This is a genomic window from Selenomonas sp. oral taxon 149 str. 67H29BP (assembly GCF_000146365.1).
GTDB classification, from domain to species: domain Bacteria; phylum Bacillota; class Negativicutes; order Selenomonadales; family Selenomonadaceae; genus Centipeda; species Centipeda felix.
Map to the genome: position 1 here is coordinate 2,229,016 of NZ_GL397087.1, position 16,985 is coordinate 2,246,000.

A 16,985-nucleotide genomic window follows, 5' to 3' on the forward strand; every position below is an offset into this window, starting at 1 on the left:
GTGGAGGCAATATAAATGGCAAAGCAGATTCTGTTTGACGAAGAGGCACGCCGCGCTCTTGGCCGCGGCGTTGATGCACTGGCAAATGCGGTCAAGGTAACGCTTGGCCCGAAGGGACGCAACGTTGTCCTCGATAAGAAGTACGGCGCACCGACGATCACGAATGACGGCGTGACGATTGCACGTGACATCGAGCTCGAGGATCCGTTCGAGAACATGGGCGCACAGCTCGTGAAGGAAGTTGCGACGAAGACGAACGACATCGCGGGCGATGGCACGACGACGGCGACGCTCCTCGCACAGGCGATGATCCAGGAGGGCATGCGCAACGTCGTGGCGGGCGCGAACCCGATGATCGTCAAGAAGGGCATCGACATGGCGGTCAAGACGCTGGTCGAGGAGATCAAGAGCAAGGCACAGAAGGTCGAGACGAAGGCAAAGATCGCGCAGGTTGCGTCGATCTCCTCGGCAGACTCCGAGGTCGGCGAGCTCATCGCAGAGGCGATGGAGAAGGTCGGCAAGGACGGCGTCATCACGGTTGAGGAGTCCAAGACCATGGACACGAACCTCTCCGTTGTCGAGGGCATGCAGTTCGATCGCGGCTATATCTCGCCGTACATGGTGACGGATACGGACAAGATGGAAGCCGTCATGGATGATCCCTATGTGCTCATCACCGACCGCAAGATCTCCTCGGTCGCGGATATCCTGCCCGTTCTGGAGCAGGTCGTGAAGCAGGGCAAGCAGATCGTCATTATCGCAGAGGACCTTGACGGTGAGGCTCTTGCGACCATCGTGGTCAACAAGCTGCGCGGCACGTTCAAGGCACTCGCGGTCAAGGCACCGGGTTTTGGCGACCGCCGCAAGGCGATGCTCGAGGATATCGCTATCCTCACGGGCGGCACGGTCATCAGCGAAGAGGTCGGCCGCAAGCTCGACAGCGTCACGATCGAGGATCTCGGCCGTGCACGTCAGGTGCGTTCCTCCAAGGAGGAGACGACGATTGTCGACGGTGCAGGAGACAAGGCACAGATCTCCGCACGCGTGGCACAGCTCAAGAAGCAGATCGCAGAGACCACGTCCGACTTTGACCGTGAGAAGCTGCAGGAGCGTCTGGCAAAGCTCGCCGGCGGTGTTGCTGTGGTCGAGATCGGTGCAGCGACAGAAGTCGAGATGAAGGACAAGAAGTACCGCGTTGAGGATGCACTCAATGCAACGCGTGCGGCAGTCGAAGAGGGCATCGTTGCCGGCGGCGGCACGACGTTCATCGACATCCTCCCGGCACTCGACAAGCTGAACGTCGAGGGCGACGTCAAGGTCGGCGTCGAGATCGTGCGCCGTGCGGTCGAGGCTCCGGTGCGCCAGATCGCTGAGAATGCAGGCCTTGAGGGCTCGGTTGTCGTCGACAGCGTGAAGAAGGCGGGCGATGGCGTTGGCTTCAATGCACTCGAGAACACCTACGTCGACATGATCGGCGCGGGCATTGTCGACCCGGCGAAGGTCACGCGCTCTGCCCTGCAGAATGCGGCATCTATCGCTGCCATGGTGCTCACGACCGAGACGCTCGTCACGGACAAGCCCGAGCCTGAGGCTCCGGCACCTGCAGGTGCACCCGGCATGGGCGGTATGGGCGGCATGATGTAAGGCAGTTGCCCTCGATCATATCGTGAAATAGCGAAGAAGCATGTTTCCTATCAGTGGAGCATGCTTCTTTTTGTTTTACAATCTATATCGACGGATTGTTAAAATACAGATACAGTGCTATACTACAGAGCATGAAGATAATAGAGCTCCATCGACAGAGGAGCAAAAGGAGTTTCGCATGCTGAATATAGATAAGAAACTCGCGAAACGCGAGGCAGAGGGCAAGATCATCCGCACAGGCATCGTGGGTGTGGGGCAGATGGGGCGCGGACTGGTTTCGCAGATGGTGCTCATGAAGGGCATTATGCCTGCCATTGTTGCCGATCATACACTGGATAAGGTCATCAAGGCCTTTCATACCGCGGGTGTCCGTGACGAGGATATCGCCGTCGCAAAGACCATCGATGAGGCAAATCGCTACATGGAGCAGGGCAAGTACGTTGCGACAGAGAACGACACATTTATCTCGCACGCGAACCTCGTCGAGGTCGCCATTGATGTGACAGGCGTGCCCGAAGTCGGCGTGCGGATCGCGATCGACGCACTGAACAACAAAAAGCACGTCGTCATGATGGACGTTGAGACCGATGTGGTCATCGGCAGCTATCTCAAGAAGCTCGGCGACAAGAACGGCGTCATCTATACCGGCTCGGCAGGCGACGAGCCGGGTGCGGTCATGGAGCTCTACTCCTTTGCGTGTGCGATGGGGCTGGATGTCAAGGTCATTGGCAAGGGCAAGAACAACAAGATCGACTATGACTGCAATCCCGATACCGTGTACGAGGAAGCAGTCCGCCGCAAGATGAACCCGCGCATGCTCACCTCGTTCAAGGACGGCACGAAGACCATGGTCGAGATGACGGCGATGTCGAACGCCACAGGCTTTGTCCCCGACGTGATCGGTGCTCACGGTCCCGCGGGCTCGCCGCAGCATTGCTGCGCCGATCTCAACGAACTCTTTAAGCTCAAGAAGGATGGCGGTATCCTGAATCGGCACGGCGTCGTGGAGTATGTCAATGGCATTGCGCCCGGCGTCTTTGTCACCGTCGCATGTCCGAATGAGGATGCTGCCTACGTGATGGACTATCTCCAGATGGGGCATGGCCCCCTCTGGACCCTCTATCGCCCCTATCATCTCTGCAACCTCGAGACGCCGCTCAGCGTGGCGAAAATCGTCATCGACGGCGAACCGACCATCATCCCGCTTGACGGCCCGGTCAGCGAGTGCATCACCGTCGCCAAGCGCGACCTGAAGGCGGGGGAAAGCCTTGATGGCATCGGCGGCTACACGACCTACGCCTCGATTGCGACAGCCGAGGAGACGTACCGAAACGGCTACGTCGTCTACCCCCTCGTCAACAAAAACGCACGCATGAAATGCGATGTCAAAAAGGGCACACTCCTCACACTCGACATGGTCGACCTCGATACGTCCACGCAGCTCTATCAGGTGCGTAAAGAACAGGACAAGATGTATGCCAACGGGTACGCGCTGAAGTAAAGGAATTGCTGAGCTTCCTAAAATACAATGCCCCCCACGATGCAGGCGTGGGGGGTTCACTTTTGAGAAACTGAGATATGAGGATGTAATGTATGTTTTGGCTTGAACTCATTGTTGTGTTTGGGATGCTTCTCGTCGGTGCACGCGTTGGCGGCATCTTTCTCGGCATGTCGAGCGGTGTCTCCCTTGCCGTACTCATCTTTGGCGTTGGCTGTACGCCCAAAAAAGTGATTCAAAAAATTTCCTTGATTTTTCTCCCCCCCTATGATATAGTAACTTCCGTTGACATATGTGGCGCCTTCGTCAAGTGGTTAAGACACCGCCCTCTCACGGCGGGTTCATGGGTTCGAATCCCATAGGCGTCACCAAATTCGGCGCCTTCGTCAAGTGGTTAAGACACCGCCCTCTCACGGCGGGTTCATGGGTTCGAATCCCATAGGCGTCACCATCGAAATGGATAGGAGCCGTTTACGGCTTCTTTTTTGTTTTCTATCGTAATGAAAAAATGGGGGCGGGGCAGGCATGCTCTTCTTATCGATGCTTCTCATGGGCGGAATTATCGGCTTTGTCGGGGCGGGCGGCAGCGGCGTGATCATCACATTGCTTGTCGTCGGATTTTGCGTGCCGATCCACCAGGCTCTAGCCGTCGCCCTCGGATCTATGGCATTTACGACACTGTCGGGGGCAGTCAGTCACTACCGCGAGCGTGAAGTCGTGCCCCTGACAGGGGCGGTACTTGGCGCGGGCGGTCTTCTCGGTGCACTCCTCGGTGCGGTGATTTCCAACCACATGGAGGCACCGAATCTCAGCCTCTTTACGGGCGTTATGCTCCTGTCGAGCGCCTTCCTCCTCTATCTGCGCATTTACCGTGCCGTGTGGCTCTCGGCGCATATCCACGTTCGTGAGGAGCTCTTGACGGGGCGGCGCCTCTATCTCTATGGGCTGCCCATCGGCTTTCTCTGCGGCGTCCTCTCGGGCGCGTTCGGCATCGGCTCTGCGGCCTATATACAGATCGCCCTCATGGTCGTGTTCGGTGTGCCGCTCCTGCAGGCCATCGGAACAACGATGATGATCATCGTGCCCATCTCGATCAGCGGCGGCATCGGCTATCTCCTCTATGGACAGCTGGAGCCGTGGCTGTTCATCCAGACGCTCGTCGCGCTCTCGCTCGGCTCGTATGCTGGGGCAAAGCTGACGCACCTCGCGCCGCTGCCTGTTTTGCGCTTTTGGATTGTTGCCCTGCCGACCATCGGCGGTGCGATTATGATTCTGTTTCACTGACGGTGTTGCTGCAGAAGTGATATAGAATGATTTGTCATGGAACGAAAAGAGCCGTGATACGGAAATTATGCCGTATCATGGCTCTTTTCGTATGTATTCGTAACGTTTTTGAGCCCACCGGCAATTAGCGCGGCAGCCAACTGATTCAGACGAATCCCCCTCCGCTCTTGCCGTCAGAGCAAGATTTCGATGTGAAAAACAGGTTGAATCTATCAGCGATTACTTACCGCTCAGCGACGACTTCACTGTTGTTCAGCGCGAAATTGAGCAATAGTCCGATCAATTCGTTGCGTGAGCGCCCCGTCTGACCAGCGAGGTCGTCCAGACGGTCAATAATATCTTCCCGTACGCGGATGGATAGGGTTTTATGCCCATCCTCTCCGCGTTTTTTCTTTGTGATTACTAGTTTTGTGGTCATATATATCACCTCATGGTTAGTTTATATATGAGTGGTTATAAAATATATGATTGATATATTGTTGTAAAACATATCTATAAAATGCTTAAGTAAATATGAAATATATACGATATAGTGATTGAAAAATTATGTTATAAAATATGTTATAAAGTGTAGGTGAAAAATGAAAGTAAATCCTGCTGTACAAGGGGGCGCCGAGCAGGGAAGCGCACGCGTCGGCAGGGGACAGGGAGCGTCTCTACCCATGGATGCTTTTCAGGCACTGCTCAATCAGGCGGAGAGCCGTACGCGTTTCTCGGCGCACGCAAAGGCGCGGATCGAACAGCGCGGCGTCGATCTCACGGCAGATGATCTCGCACGGATTGATGATGCGGTTGATCGTATGGCGGCAAAGGGCGTGCGCGATGCGCTCATTTACATGAGTCATGGGCTTGCCATGGTCGTCAGCGTAAAAAATCGCACGGTGATCACGGCACTCGATGACGCGAGTGCGAAGGAAAACATCTTTACCAACATCGACAGTGCTGCCATTTTGTAATATGTGAGGGGAGAGATTTATTATGATGCGTTCGATGTTTTCGGGGGTGTCAGGGCTTAAAGGACATCAGACCCGTATGGATGTCGTCGGGCATAATATTGCAAATGTGAATACCGTGGGGTACAAGGCAAGTCGTGTCACTTTTGCCGATACACTGTATCAGACAAGCTCAGGAGCATCTGCACCCACGGGGAACCTTGGTGGTATCAATCCGAAGCAGATTGGTCTTGGGATGAACGTCGCCTCTATCGATACGATCTTTGGCGATGCCAGTGCGCAGGGAACAGGAAAGAACACCGATGTTGCTCTTTCGGGGAATGGCCTCTTTATCGTAAAGAATGGGTCGGGAACGTATTATACACGTGATGGAGCTTTCGAGTTCGATGCGCAGGGCAACTATGTCTTACCTGGCAACGGTTCGTTTGTGCAGGGATGGATGGCACGTGAGAACGGTGAATTGGTAACTACGGAGCAGCCTGGTAATATCACGATCAAGGCAGGAAAGAGCATGCAGCCGGAGATGACAGGGGCTGCTACCTATTTGAACAATTTGAACGCCAACACGAAGGGCTATGAGATTGCGAGTATCGTTGCAAAGTATAAAGATGGAACGCAGAAGTCTCTTGCCTCCTATAAACAGGGAAATGTGGGCGTAATGTCTCTCGGGACGGATAAAAATCGGTCTGTCACGCTTGACGATGATGTAGCAGATTACAAGTTCACGACGAATGACGATCTGTGTGTGCCTGGTGCCACGCAGGGCAGAGCTCTGTTCAAAACGACAGTAACCTCCCTTGATCCCAATGGGCACAATATTGGGCTTACTTTGAAAAACAATCCGGATTCTTTTAGTATTCAGGAGCAGAACGGAACGACATTTTCAGATATTGAGTTCGATGTTAATACAGGCGGTCCTTATTCCATTGGACAGAATTTTACGATCAGCGGTGAAATTGATACGAATGGCGTAACCACAAATGGTTCGGATCCTGGTGTGACAGAGTTGACACTGAAAAATGCAAAGATATTGAATCCGGATGGTACAACAACACTAAAGACCTTAACAAACAAGGTTAAAGTAAAAGTCCCGTCGCCAAAAGATTTTACTTATCAGGATGGTGATAGGCTCAAATTTGGGATGAGCATTTCGAAGATGGAGGCAGAAACGGACGTTAAAGCTGCTACGCCTAATACATACAGCAACGGTACAAAGTTGGATGGGAACGAATGCACGAGGATGGCCTCGGCAAAATTCGCTGCAACGAAGCGATATATTGTTACAAAGAACGATCAGGAGTATATTTACAGAGGACGTCTTAACGGCGACGATGGTAAAGTAAAGAGCGTCACGCGAACGTCCAAAGAGGAGGAATCCGTCACCCTCACTACGAAGGATGGGCAGGTGTTTACTGGTGCAATCAATGGGGAGTATACGGTTGGCAATATGTATTACCCACCATCCGTGACGACGTTTACAGTTTATGATAGTCTTGGCGGGGCGCACAGCATTCCTCTCGTATTCCGCAAAGTGGGGGCAAATGAGTGGGATATGAGCCTCGGCGCCGATGACACCTATAGCTACAAAGAAGATAATGGAACAGAGGTCTCTGCGCAACTGACAAAGACTCGATTGAAGTTCAGCCAGACCGGGCATTATGTGAGCGGGGACGCAACTGTATCTTTGTCTTATAAACGGGAAGGTGCAGAGGAGCCAAAGCCGCATAAAGTGACTGTCAGCCTTGGTGCGCTCACGCAGTACAGCGGCAGCAGCACGATCAAGGCAGAGTCGGATGGCAATGCCGAAGGCGTTCTGAAGAATGTGACAATCGACAGTACGGGAACGATCACGGGCGTTTATTCGAATGGCAAGATCAAGGCGGAGGCACAGCTTGCCATCGCGCAGTTCAATAATCCGTCAGGGCTGACGCGTGCCGGAGGGAACTTCTTCCAGCAGTCGAACAACTCAGGCGCAGCAAATGTTAAAACCGCATCGGATCTCGGCTGTACGATTACACCGTCAGCACTTGAGATGTCCAATGTTGACCTTGCCGACCAATTTTCGGATATGATCGTTACTCAGCGTGGATTCCAGTCCAACTCGAAGATCATCACTGTTGCCGATGAGATGCTTGAAACGCTCATTAGTATGAAACGTTAATTGATTTTTTCGCCGCTGCATCATTCTGGTGCGGCGGTTTTTTCGTATACCGTTTGCAAAAGTTCAGGATAATTGTTATAATAAAAGAATAAAACTACTTTAAGGAGTGATACGATGAGAATATGGATGGTATTGATGTTCGTCGTTATGCTGATGCTGTCTGTCTCCGGCTGCGGCGGAGCACAGTCGTCAGCGGCATCGGAGGGAAAGGAAGAGGCGATGGCAGCATTTCAGCGTGTCGCATCCGATGAGGCGCAGCGGATGATGGCGGAGAATACGAACTATATTATTTTGGACGTGCGGACCGCGGGGGAATATGCAGGCGGACATATTCCGCATGCCATCAATGTGCCGAACGAATCCATTACTACGGTGCCGCCAAAGGAGCTGCCCGATAAGGATCAGATGATCTTTGTCTACTGCCGCAGCGGTGCACGCAGTCAGCAGGCGGCGCAGAAGCTCGCGAACATGGGCTATACGCATATTGTGGAGATGGGCGGGATCAACAACTGGCATGGGGATGTTGTGAAGTAAGGGAAGCACTGATAAATTCAGCCGCGCTGTCTTGACGCATCTTTTTTCCCGCATCTCGGCGGGAAATTCCCCACATAGACTTTGCCGCGTGTCCGGTTTTTCACCATGATCGGACGAAAAAATCACGCCGGGTCTGAAGGCTTCTCTTGTTGGTGATGGATTCCTGGAAAATTAAAGCAGGGCTGCTGTATGAAGATCTTTTAGCTTCGTACAGCAGTTTTTTTATCCTCACTTTGCACAAAACGCCTGCAGTTCCTTTCGAAAAATATCAACGGCGCGGGGGAGGTAGCGGTTCTTTGCGCGGGCGAGGATGATTGTGCGATGCGGGTCGCCCTCGATGGCAGCGTAGCAGGGCGGATTGGCGGGCGGTGCAGCGACAATGAGTGTTTCGGGGAGAATCGCGGCACCGAGTCCTGCGCCCGCAAGCGCATGTGCCGTGTTCATGCTGCGCGTCTCAAGCGTAACCTGCGGGAGGAAGCCTGCCGCCTTACAGAACATGAAGAGCGTATCGTGGAGTTTCTGCTCGCGGTGCATCAGGAGGAACGGTGTGTCGCGAAGTGCGGCAAGCGGAACGATTGGCGGTGCTGTACGGTCACCGGGCAACAGTCCGAGAGCCGTGCTTATGGGATGCGCGGGAGGCAGTGCGAGCATAAGCCGCTCCTTGAAGAGCACATCGTAGTCGAAACGATGCTCGCTTACGGGCAGCAGCGAAATGATGCAGTCCGTCTCCCCCGCCTCGGCAAGCTCCTCGAGTCGGTAGGTCGTGTCCTCGCGAAGATGCAGCATGATCTTTGGATATTTTGCACGAAAGGCGGGCAGCATGGGCGCGAGAAGATGTGTACTGCGGAACTGCGTCAGCCCAACCGTCACATTACCTGCTGCGCCGCGCATGCAGTCGTCCACCTGCTGATGGAACGCTTCGTCGAGTGCGATGATGCTGCGCGCTGTTTCAAGATACAGCCTGCCGACGGCGGTTGGTGTGAGGCATGTGCCGCCGCGGTCGAAAAGCGGTGCCCCGATCTTCTTTTCCTGGGCGGCAAGCATCTGTGAGAGCGATGGCTGTGAGACGTAGAGTTTTTTCGCTGCACTTGAGAGTGTGCCCTCCTCGGCAATTTTTAAGATATAGCGGAACTGTCGGAACTCCATGATGCACCTCGATATAAGATTTTTCTTATCAATAAAATAGGATTTTACGTATTCGACTTATAGGAAAGAATAACGTATAATCAAATATAAGTAAAGAGTCTGTGCAGATGCTCTCGGAGGAATGGGCGAACAAAACCGTCCACTGTGTATTATATATCATTAAGGGAGGGGACTCTTTTGAGTAAGGGAGTACGATGCTTTCTGACGGCAGGACTGATTGCCGTCCTCTGGTTCATGCCGATACCCGATGGGCTGACGCCTGCGGCATGGCATCTGTTTGCGATCTTCGCGGGTACGATTCTGGGGTTCATTTTGCAGCCATTCCCGCTTGGAACGGTCGCACTTGCGGCGATTACATTTGCGGCGCTGACCAATACGATCAAGCCGGCGGAGGCACTCGCGGGATTCAGCAATACGGTCATTTGGCTGATTGTGTCGGCGTTCCTCTTCGCACAGGGCTTCATCAAGACGGGACTCGGGCGGCGGATCGCCTACTGTCTCATTCTGAAATTTGGATCGAGCAGCCTGAAACTAGCCTATACGCTTGTTCTCAGCGACTTCATCATTGCGCCCGCAACGCCGTCGAACACCGCACGTTCGGGCGGTATTCTCTTTCCGATTGTACGCAGTCTCGCCTCGGTTTTTGGGTCGGAGCCGGGCGCGACAGCGCGCAGAATCGGTGCGTTCCTGCTCGTTGTATCCTTCCAGGTGGATGCGCCGATTGCCGCTGCATTTTTGACGGCGTGCGCACCGAACCCCCTGATGGCGGAGCTGGCGCGCGACACGGCGGGGATCGAACTCTCGTGGGGTCTTTGGGCGACGGCGGGCATCGTGCCCGTCCTGCTTTCGATGATTGTTTTGCCCTATGTCCTCTATAAGTTCTATCCTCCCGAGATTCGGGAAACGCCCGAGGCGCAGTCGCTCGCGCGTGAAAAACTTGCGGAGATGGGCCGGATGACACGCGATGAGAAAATTATCTGCGGCATCTTTGTCGGTGCGCTTCTCCTTTGGAGTACATCGGGCTATACGGGCGTGAATGCAACCATTGCCGCTCTGCTCGGTGTGACGGCAATGCTCCTCACAGGCGTCCTCACATGGGAGGATGTGCTGAAGGAAAAGGGCGCATGGGATGGCATGATGTGGATGGGCGGCGTCGTCAGCCTTGCGGGTGCACTGAATAAGATTGGCTTTATTCCATGGTTCGCCGCCAGCGTCACGGGGGCGATGACGGGGATTTCATGGGGACTGACACTCGGCATTCTCTTTCTGGTCTACCTCTACAGTCACTATGGTTTTGCGAGCCTCTCGGGGCATGCGACGGCAATGTATGCGGCGTTCCTCGCCGTCGCCGTGGCTGCAGGCGCACCGCCCTATCTCGCCGCGCTCGGACTGGCTTTTCTCTCGAATCTTATGGCGGGGCTGACACATTACTCCACGGGGTCGGCTCCCATCTACTTCGGTGCGGGCTATGTGACGCAGGAACAGTGGTGGAGGATGGGCTTCCTCTGCTCCGTCATCAACATTCTTATATGGATCGGCATCGGCCCCGTCTGGTGGAAGCTCCTCGGTATTTGGTAACGTTGTGTTCGGTAACTCTGTATATTTATATAAAGGAGAGATTTCTATGACGAAAGCGGAAGCCTCTGCGCGCATGACGGATGTGCTCGCGAAGTTCGTAGCGTACACGGGGAAGCGCTTGCCGGATGATGTGCGGGCCAAGATCGCCGAACTCGCTGGTGAGGAGGATGCTCCTTTGGCGAAGTCAATCTATGAGACGATGGAGAAGAATCAGGAACTCGCGATGAAGCTGAACCGCCCGAGCTGTCAGGACACGGGCGCGGCGCAGTTCTTCCTGAAATGCGGGGCGAACTTCCCATATATGGGTGCGATGGAGGAGATCCTGCACGCGGCTGTCGTACAGGCGACGGCGGACGCGCCTCTCAGACACAACGCCGTGGAGACGTTTGACGAGTTTAACACGGGCAAGAACGTCGGTAAAGAGATTCCGTCGATTTTTTGGGAGATCGTGCCTGACCGTGACGATATCGAGATCCATACCTATATGGCGGGCGGCGGCTGCACGCTGCCGGGCAAGGCAATGGTGCTGATGCCGGGCGAGGGCTACGAGGGCGTGACACGTTTTGTGCTCGATGTTATGACGAGCTATGGGCTGAATGCCTGCCCGCCGCTGCTCGTTGGCGTTGGTGTCGGCACGTCGGTCGAGGTTGCGGCGCTCCACTCAAAGAAGGCACTCATGCGCCCCATTGGGTCACACAATCCAAATCCGCGTGCCGCTAAGATGGAGCAGCTGCTCGAGGACGGCATCAACGCCATCGGCCTTGGTCCGCAGGGACTCATGGGCAAACACTCCGTGCTCGGCGTGAATATCGAGAACAGCGCGCGCCATCCGTCCGTAATCGGCGTCGCCGTAAACGTCGGCTGCTGGTCGCATCGGCGCGGACACATCATCTTTGACAAGAATCTTGACTATAAGATTCTCTCGCATGCGGAGGTGGATTTCTGATGGAGAAGAAAGTTCTGACGACCCCGATTCAGCCCGAAGATCTCGCGGACATCAACGTTGGTGATGTGATCTACCTCACCGGGTATCTCACAACCTGCCGTGACGTGGCGCATCGCCGCGTCATCGAGGAGGGGAGGAAGCTTCCCGTCGATGTGAAGAACGGTGCCATTCTCCATGCAGGCCCCATCATCCGTAAACGCGGTGAGGGAAAATATGAGATGGTCACGGTCGGACCAACAACCAGTATGCGCATGGAGAAATTCGAGGAGGCGTTTATTGCTGAGACGGGGGTACGGCTCATCATCGGCAAGGGCGGCATGAAGGACGGCACAATGCGTGGCTGTCGTGACCATAAGGCGCTCCACTGCGTCTTTCCGGCTGGCTGCGCCGTCGTCGCCGCAACCTGTGTCGAGGAGATCGTGGACGCGAACTGGCTCGACCTTGGGATGCCCGAAACGCTCTGGACATGCAAGGTGAAGGAGTTTGGTCCGCTCATCGTCTCCATCGACAGCCACGGGCGCAATCTATTTGAGGAAAACAAGGTGATCTTCAACGAACGTAAGGAAAAGGCGTGCGAAGAAATTTGTAAGCAAGTTGGGTTTATCAAATAAACATGCAAAGAAAACGGCGGCACATCGGTACGAATGACTGATGTGCCGCCGCTGCTGTATCACACGTGCTCACTTCCAGACGGATTCTGCGATCTCCTTGATAAAGCGCAGTTTGTTCCACTGCTCCTCCTCCGTCAGGAGGTTTCCCTCTTCGGTCGAGGAGAAGCCGCACTGCGGGCTGAGGCAGAGCTGATCGAGCGGGACGTGCTTTGCCGCCTCGTGGATGCGGGCGACAATATCCTCCTCCTTTTCGAGCGTGCCCGATTTTGAAGTGACCAGTCCGAGGACGACGCGCTGATCCTTGATATAGTCGAGGGGGGCAAACCCGCCTGCACGGTCGGAATCATATTCGAGGAAGAAGCCGTCGACATGGCAGCCGCCGAAGAGAATTTCTGCGACGGGTTCATAGCCGCCCGAGGAGAACCATGTTGAGCGGAAATTTCCGCGGCAGATGTGCATGGTAATCGTCATGTCCGCAGGCTTTGCCTCCAATGCACGGTTGATCATCGCGACGTAGGCACGCTCGATGCGGTCGAGGTCGAAGCCGCGTGCCTTGTATGCGGCACGTTTCTCGGGATCGCAGAACTCGCCCCAGGACGTATCGTCGAGCTGCAGATAGCGGCAGCCTGCCTCATAGAATGCACGGATGGCCTTCTGATAGGCGAGTGCGATGTCCTCAAAGAGCGCATCCTCGTTCTCGTAGCGCGGAATCGGCGCGTAGTCCGTCGCACGCACGCAGCAGATGAGGTGCAGCATGCTGGGCGAGGGGATGGTCATCTTTGCGACGGCATCCCCTGCGAGACCGTTCAAAAACCGGAAGTGGTCGAGGAACGGATGCGCTCCGAAGTCCACCTTGTCCACAATTTTTACCGTCGCCGCCTTTGGCTGTGCGCCCTTGAACGCGACCGACCAATGCGATGCACCGACCTCTTCGACGCCGCCCAGTGCTGCAAGAAAGTCCAGATGCCAGTAACGGCGGCGGAACTCGCCGTCCGTGACCGCGCGCAGCCCAACCTCCTTCTCCTTTGCGACGAGGTCACGGATTGCCGCATCCTCCGCTGCACGCAGTTCCTCTGCGCCTGCATTTCCTGCGGCGTATGCCTCACGCGTCTTCATGAGTGCGGCGGGGCGCAGAAAGCTCCCCACAATGTCATAGCGAAATGGTGCTTTTGTTTTTGTATGGTTCATTGTCATTTCCCCCTGATGTACGATGTACGATTGAAACAATGTTATTATATCACAGACGTTCATATCTATGTGAGTAACAAATGATACAGAAAAAGCAGTCTGCTCATCGACAAACTGCTTTTTCTATGACACGGGGGTCAGATTCTGGCAACGGGATCAAGGGCCTTGACTTCGCCCGTGGCGGTCATCTCGATGCTCGTGCCCTCGGGCAGTCCCGTGAAGATCACAAGGCAGGCATCGGATTTCGCATGTTCACGGATGTAGTCGATGTCGAACTCCATCAGCTTGTCGCCTTTCTTTACCTGCTGTCCTGCCTTGACAAAGACGTTGAAGCCCTTGCCTCCGAGCGCGACGGTGTCGACGCCGATGTGGAGCAGGTACTCCGTGCCGTCCGCGCTCTTCATGCCGATGGCGTGCTTCGTGTCAAAGACAAAGACCACCTCGCCGTCGGCGGGTGCAAATACCTCACCTTTGCTCGGGTAGATGAAGAAGCCGTCACCCATCATCTTGCTCGCAAATGCCTCGTCGGGTGCTTCCGTGATCGGATGTACTGTGCCTGTGACGGGGCTGCAGAGCGTACGCTTTTCGCTTGTGGAAGCCGCTGCTGGTGCTTCTGCGGCGGCGGAATGCTCCTCGACGGGGGCTGCGGAAGGCGCATCGTCCTCCGGCTCGACCTCGGGTGCTGTCTCGAGATAGGTCTCAAGGTTCGATTTGATGACGGCGACCTGCGGGCCGTAGATGACCTGCACGCCCGTGCCCTTCACAATCACGCCGACCGCGCCCGTTGCCTTGAGCAGCTTTTCATTTACAAGAGAGGAATCTGCGACCGAGCACCGCAGGCGTGTCGCACAGCAGTCCACGGACGTGATGTTGCGCTTGCTGCCGAGTCCCTTGGCAATCGCTGCACTCTTGGCATCGAAACCTGCATCACCGTCAGCAGAGCTGCCGGCTCCTTCGCGTGCCTTGTAGTCCGCCTTGGTATAGAGCTTTGTCTCCTCGTCATCGTCCTCGCGCCCCGGCGTCTTGAAGCCGAAGTGCAGGATCATCCAGCGGAAGATGAAGTAGTAGAGGAAGAAGTAGATCACGCCGACGGGGATGACGTACATCCAGCTCGTCTTTGCCTCGCCCTGAAGGATACCGAAGATGAAGAAGTCGAGAAGCCCGCCCGAGAAGGTAAGACCCACGGCGATGTTCAGCATGTGCGCAATCATGTATGCCGCACCCGCGAGTACGACCTGCACGGCGAAGAGCGCGGGGGCGACGAAGAGGAACGAGAATTCGATCGGCTCCGTGATGCCCGTGAGCATGCAGGTGAGTGCCGCCGAGAGGAGCAGTCCGCCCGCAACCTTTTTCTTTTCGGGACGTGCGCAGTGGTACATCGCGAGAGCCGCACCCGGCAGGCCGAAGATCATAAAGATGAACTCACCGGAGAAGTAGCGCGTTGCATCCGCACTGAAATGTGCGACATCCGGCGAGGCGAGCTGCGCGAAGAAGATGTTCTGACCGCCTTGGATGAGTTGTCCGTCGATCATCATCGAGCCGCCGACGCCCGTCTGCCAAAACGGCAGATAGAAGACGTGATGCAGTCCAAAGGGGATGAGTGCACGCTTGATGATACCGAAGATCAGCGTGCCGATGTAGCCCGTGCCCGTGACAAGGCCGCCGAGGGCGAAGATGCCCTGCTGTGCAAGCGGCCAGACAAAGTACATAGCAATCCCGACGAAGAGAAAGACGATGGTCGAGATGATGGGAATGAAGCGCGAACCGCCGAAGAAGGAGAGTGCATTCGGCAGGATAATCTTATGGTATCGGTTGTGTAGGAGTGCCACGCCGATGCCGACGATGATGCCGCCGAAGACACCCATCTGGAAGGACATGATACCGCAGGAGGGCGCGATCGTGCCATCGAGGACGCCTGGTGCGACCGTGCCGTCGGCGAGGATCTGTCCGCCGATTTTCAGCATGGCGTTGCAGGACGTATGCATGACGAAGAAGGCAATCATCGCCGAGAGTGCGGCTACCTCTCTTTCCTCCTTTGTCATGCCGATGGCGACGCCGACCGCGAAGATGATCGGCAGATTGCCGAAGATCGTGCTGCCTGCGCTCGACATGATCGAGAGCAGCATATGCAGCGGTGTTCCTGTGCCGAGCACTCCACCGAGACCGTATGTCGCAATGGTCGTCGGGTTCGTGAACGACGCGCCGATGCCGAGCAGAATGCCCGCGATCGGCAGAATCGCGACCGGCAGCATAAAGCTGCGCCCAACGCGCTGAAGCACACTAAAGATTTCATCTTTCATAGTATTTCCCCTTTCTCCCCGCCTCCACCCCGTGCGTCCTCCCTTTTAGACGCACAATGTCAATGTAGTAGATGCACTGACGCGATGAAAACGGTATTGATGAAATGATATATGGAAATTATACTGTAAACGCGGAGGAAGTGCAAAAGAAAATTAGACTTGTTTATCATAGGTGATGTCAGAAATATTTTGTCCTGCGTTGAAATCATGTTATAATAATTCTATCAACGAATACCGTAAAGGAGAACCTATTGAACGCAGAGCGCGGGCGTCAGTATCAGGATTCTATTTTTCGTATGTATTTTAACGATGAGGCGCGTTTGCGGGAACTCGCCGGGGCTCTGCACGGGAAAATGTATTCACCCGGGGAGCGGCTCGAAATCGTGACGCTTGATGGAACATTCCTGACGCAGGTCAAGAATGATATTTCATTTCTGCTTGCGGGGCGTTATTTGGTCTTTCTTGAACATCAGAGTACGCCGAATGATAATATGCCGTTGTGTTGTCTTTACTATGTATGCGAACAGCTGCGCAAGGATATTACTGCAAAAGATCTCTACGCGAAAAAGCGGATTCGGCTTCCTGTCCCGGAATTTCATGTATTCTATACGGGTGAGGCGAATGCCCCCGAGGAATATGAGATGAGACTTTCGGATGCCTATGCCGATGCCGATGATGCTGTTAATTTGGAGCTGAAGGTAAAGTTCCACAATGTTGTCTATGCTGAGAGCAAGGCACTGCTGCACCGCTGTCGGGCACTTCGTGACTATGCGAGGTTTGTGTACTTTGTAAAGGAGCATTTGCATCGTGGGGGAGCACGCGAAGATGCAATACGTGAAACGATTCGGTATTGCATAGAACATGATATCATGAAGGATTTTTTACTTGAACATGAACGCGAGGTGGTGGATATGGTTAACTTTGAGTGGAATGAGGAGCTGTTCAGAGAGGCGGCGTTTGAACAGGGGCTGGAACAAGGTCTTGAGCAGGGACGTGTTTCTGCTGTGCTTGGCATGCTGAAGGAAAAACTCCCGCTTGAGATGATTGCGCGTGTGTCAGAGATGTCACTCGAAAAAATTCGTGAGATCGGGCAGATGCACCACTTGCTCTGAGAATGCTGCGTATGCTATAATGTGTATGAC

Annotated in this window: 14 protein-coding genes, 2 tRNA genes and 1 pseudogene; 13 read left to right on the plus strand and 4 right to left on the minus strand. The window is 54.8% G+C overall.

The window, feature by feature from the left end:
• The first annotated feature begins 15 nt into the window (after positions 1-15).
• The 6 genes and pseudogenes from groL to HMPREF9166_RS10540 all read left to right on the plus strand — a co-directional run bounded on the left by groL (position 16) and on the right by HMPREF9166_RS10540 (position 4,426).
• On the plus strand, positions 16-1,644 hold the full coding sequence (gene groL, locus HMPREF9166_RS10515) for a chaperonin GroEL (protein WP_009753995.1): 1,629 nt from the start codon (positions 16-18) through the stop codon (positions 1,642-1,644).
• Positions 1,645-1,822: 178 nt separating this feature from the next.
• Positions 1,823-3,145 (plus strand): NAD(P)H-dependent oxidoreductase, encoded by a 1,323-nt coding sequence (locus tag HMPREF9166_RS10520; RefSeq protein WP_039981386.1) that lies wholly within the window; start codon positions 1,823-1,825, stop codon positions 3,143-3,145.
• Between the two features lie 92 nt (positions 3,146-3,237).
• Positions 3,238-3,387, plus strand: a pseudogene (locus HMPREF9166_RS13250) (anaerobic C4-dicarboxylate transporter family protein); the annotation flags it as partial.
• Between the two features lie 51 nt (positions 3,388-3,438).
• Positions 3,439-3,513, plus strand: a tRNA-Glu gene (locus HMPREF9166_RS10530).
• Positions 3,514-3,518: 5 nt separating this feature from the next.
• Positions 3,519-3,593 (plus strand) — tRNA-Glu (locus HMPREF9166_RS10535).
• Between the two features lie 74 nt (positions 3,594-3,667).
• Positions 3,668-4,426 carry a sulfite exporter TauE/SafE family protein gene (locus HMPREF9166_RS10540; RefSeq protein WP_009753997.1) on the plus strand — a complete coding sequence of 253 codons (759 nt, stop codon included), beginning with the start codon at positions 3,668-3,670 and terminating at the stop codon, positions 4,424-4,426.
• A 223-nt stretch (positions 4,427-4,649) separates the two neighbouring features.
• Here HMPREF9166_RS10540 and HMPREF9166_RS10545 read toward each other — a convergent pair whose 3' ends face one another.
• Complete coding sequence (locus HMPREF9166_RS10545; RefSeq protein WP_009753998.1) at positions 4,650-4,844, minus strand: ribbon-helix-helix protein, CopG family; 195 nt, start codon at positions 4,842-4,844, stop codon at positions 4,650-4,652.
• Positions 4,845-5,088: 244 nt separating this feature from the next.
• Here HMPREF9166_RS10545 and HMPREF9166_RS10550 point away from each other — a divergent pair, with 244 nt between their 5' ends.
• The 3 genes from HMPREF9166_RS10550 to HMPREF9166_RS10560 all read left to right on the plus strand — a co-directional run bounded on the left by HMPREF9166_RS10550 (position 5,089) and on the right by HMPREF9166_RS10560 (position 8,074).
• Entirely contained in the window at positions 5,089-5,382 is a 294-nt protein-coding gene (locus HMPREF9166_RS10550; protein ID WP_232294868.1) for a TIGR02530 family flagellar biosynthesis protein, read from the plus strand.
• 22 nt (positions 5,383-5,404) lie between these two features.
• Positions 5,405-7,540, plus strand: a complete 2,136-nt coding sequence (locus HMPREF9166_RS10555) for a flagellar hook-basal body complex protein (RefSeq protein WP_009754000.1) — start codon at positions 5,405-5,407, stop codon at positions 7,538-7,540.
• 114 nt (positions 7,541-7,654) lie between these two features.
• Positions 7,655-8,074: a rhodanese-like domain-containing protein gene (locus HMPREF9166_RS10560; RefSeq protein ID WP_006691133.1), complete on the plus strand. Its 420-nt coding sequence runs from the start codon at positions 7,655-7,657 to the stop codon at positions 8,072-8,074.
• A 228-nt stretch (positions 8,075-8,302) separates the two neighbouring features.
• On the opposite strand, the gene HMPREF9166_RS10565 is transcribed toward HMPREF9166_RS10560, so the two are convergent.
• On the minus strand, positions 8,303-9,220 hold the full coding sequence (locus HMPREF9166_RS10565; protein WP_009754001.1) for a LysR family transcriptional regulator: 918 nt from the start codon (positions 9,218-9,220) through the stop codon (positions 8,303-8,305).
• 177 nt (positions 9,221-9,397) lie between these two features.
• Here HMPREF9166_RS10565 and HMPREF9166_RS10570 point away from each other — a divergent pair, with 177 nt between their 5' ends.
• Genes HMPREF9166_RS10570 through ttdB form a run of 3 tightly spaced genes read left to right on the plus strand, consistent with a single transcriptional unit; the run spans position 9,398 to position 12,355 of the window.
• Positions 9,398-10,798 (plus strand): anion permease, encoded by a 1,401-nt coding sequence (locus tag HMPREF9166_RS10570; protein ID WP_009754002.1) that lies wholly within the window; start codon positions 9,398-9,400, stop codon positions 10,796-10,798.
• Positions 10,799-10,844: 46 nt separating this feature from the next.
• The gene (gene ttdA / locus HMPREF9166_RS10575; protein ID WP_009754003.1) at positions 10,845-11,744 is read left to right on the plus strand and encodes a L(+)-tartrate dehydratase subunit alpha; all 900 of its coding nucleotides are present in this window, start codon (positions 10,845-10,847) and stop codon (positions 11,742-11,744) included.
• Positions 11,744-12,355 (plus strand): L(+)-tartrate dehydratase subunit beta, encoded by a 612-nt coding sequence (gene ttdB / locus HMPREF9166_RS10580; RefSeq protein WP_006691129.1) that lies wholly within the window; start codon positions 11,744-11,746, stop codon positions 12,353-12,355. The genes ttdA and ttdB overlap by 1 nt, the downstream gene beginning before the upstream one ends.
• Positions 12,356-12,424: 69 nt before the next feature.
• On the opposite strand, the gene HMPREF9166_RS10585 is transcribed toward ttdB, so the two are convergent.
• The gene (locus HMPREF9166_RS10585) at positions 12,425-13,543 is read right to left on the minus strand and encodes a 5-methyltetrahydropteroyltriglutamate--homocysteine S-methyltransferase (protein WP_039981389.1); all 1,119 of its coding nucleotides are present in this window, start codon (positions 13,541-13,543) and stop codon (positions 12,425-12,427) included.
• 137 nt (positions 13,544-13,680) lie between these two features.
• Complete coding sequence (locus tag HMPREF9166_RS10590) at positions 13,681-15,843, minus strand: PTS transporter subunit IIABC (RefSeq protein ID WP_009754005.1); 2,163 nt, start codon at positions 15,841-15,843, stop codon at positions 13,681-13,683.
• A 251-nt stretch (positions 15,844-16,094) separates the two neighbouring features.
• On the opposite strand from HMPREF9166_RS10590, the gene HMPREF9166_RS10595 reads away from it, so the two are divergent.
• Positions 16,095-16,955, plus strand: coding sequence for a transposase (locus tag HMPREF9166_RS10595; RefSeq protein WP_009754006.1), 861 nt, complete (start codon positions 16,095-16,097; stop codon positions 16,953-16,955).
• Positions 16,956-16,985: the final 30 nt, after the last annotated feature.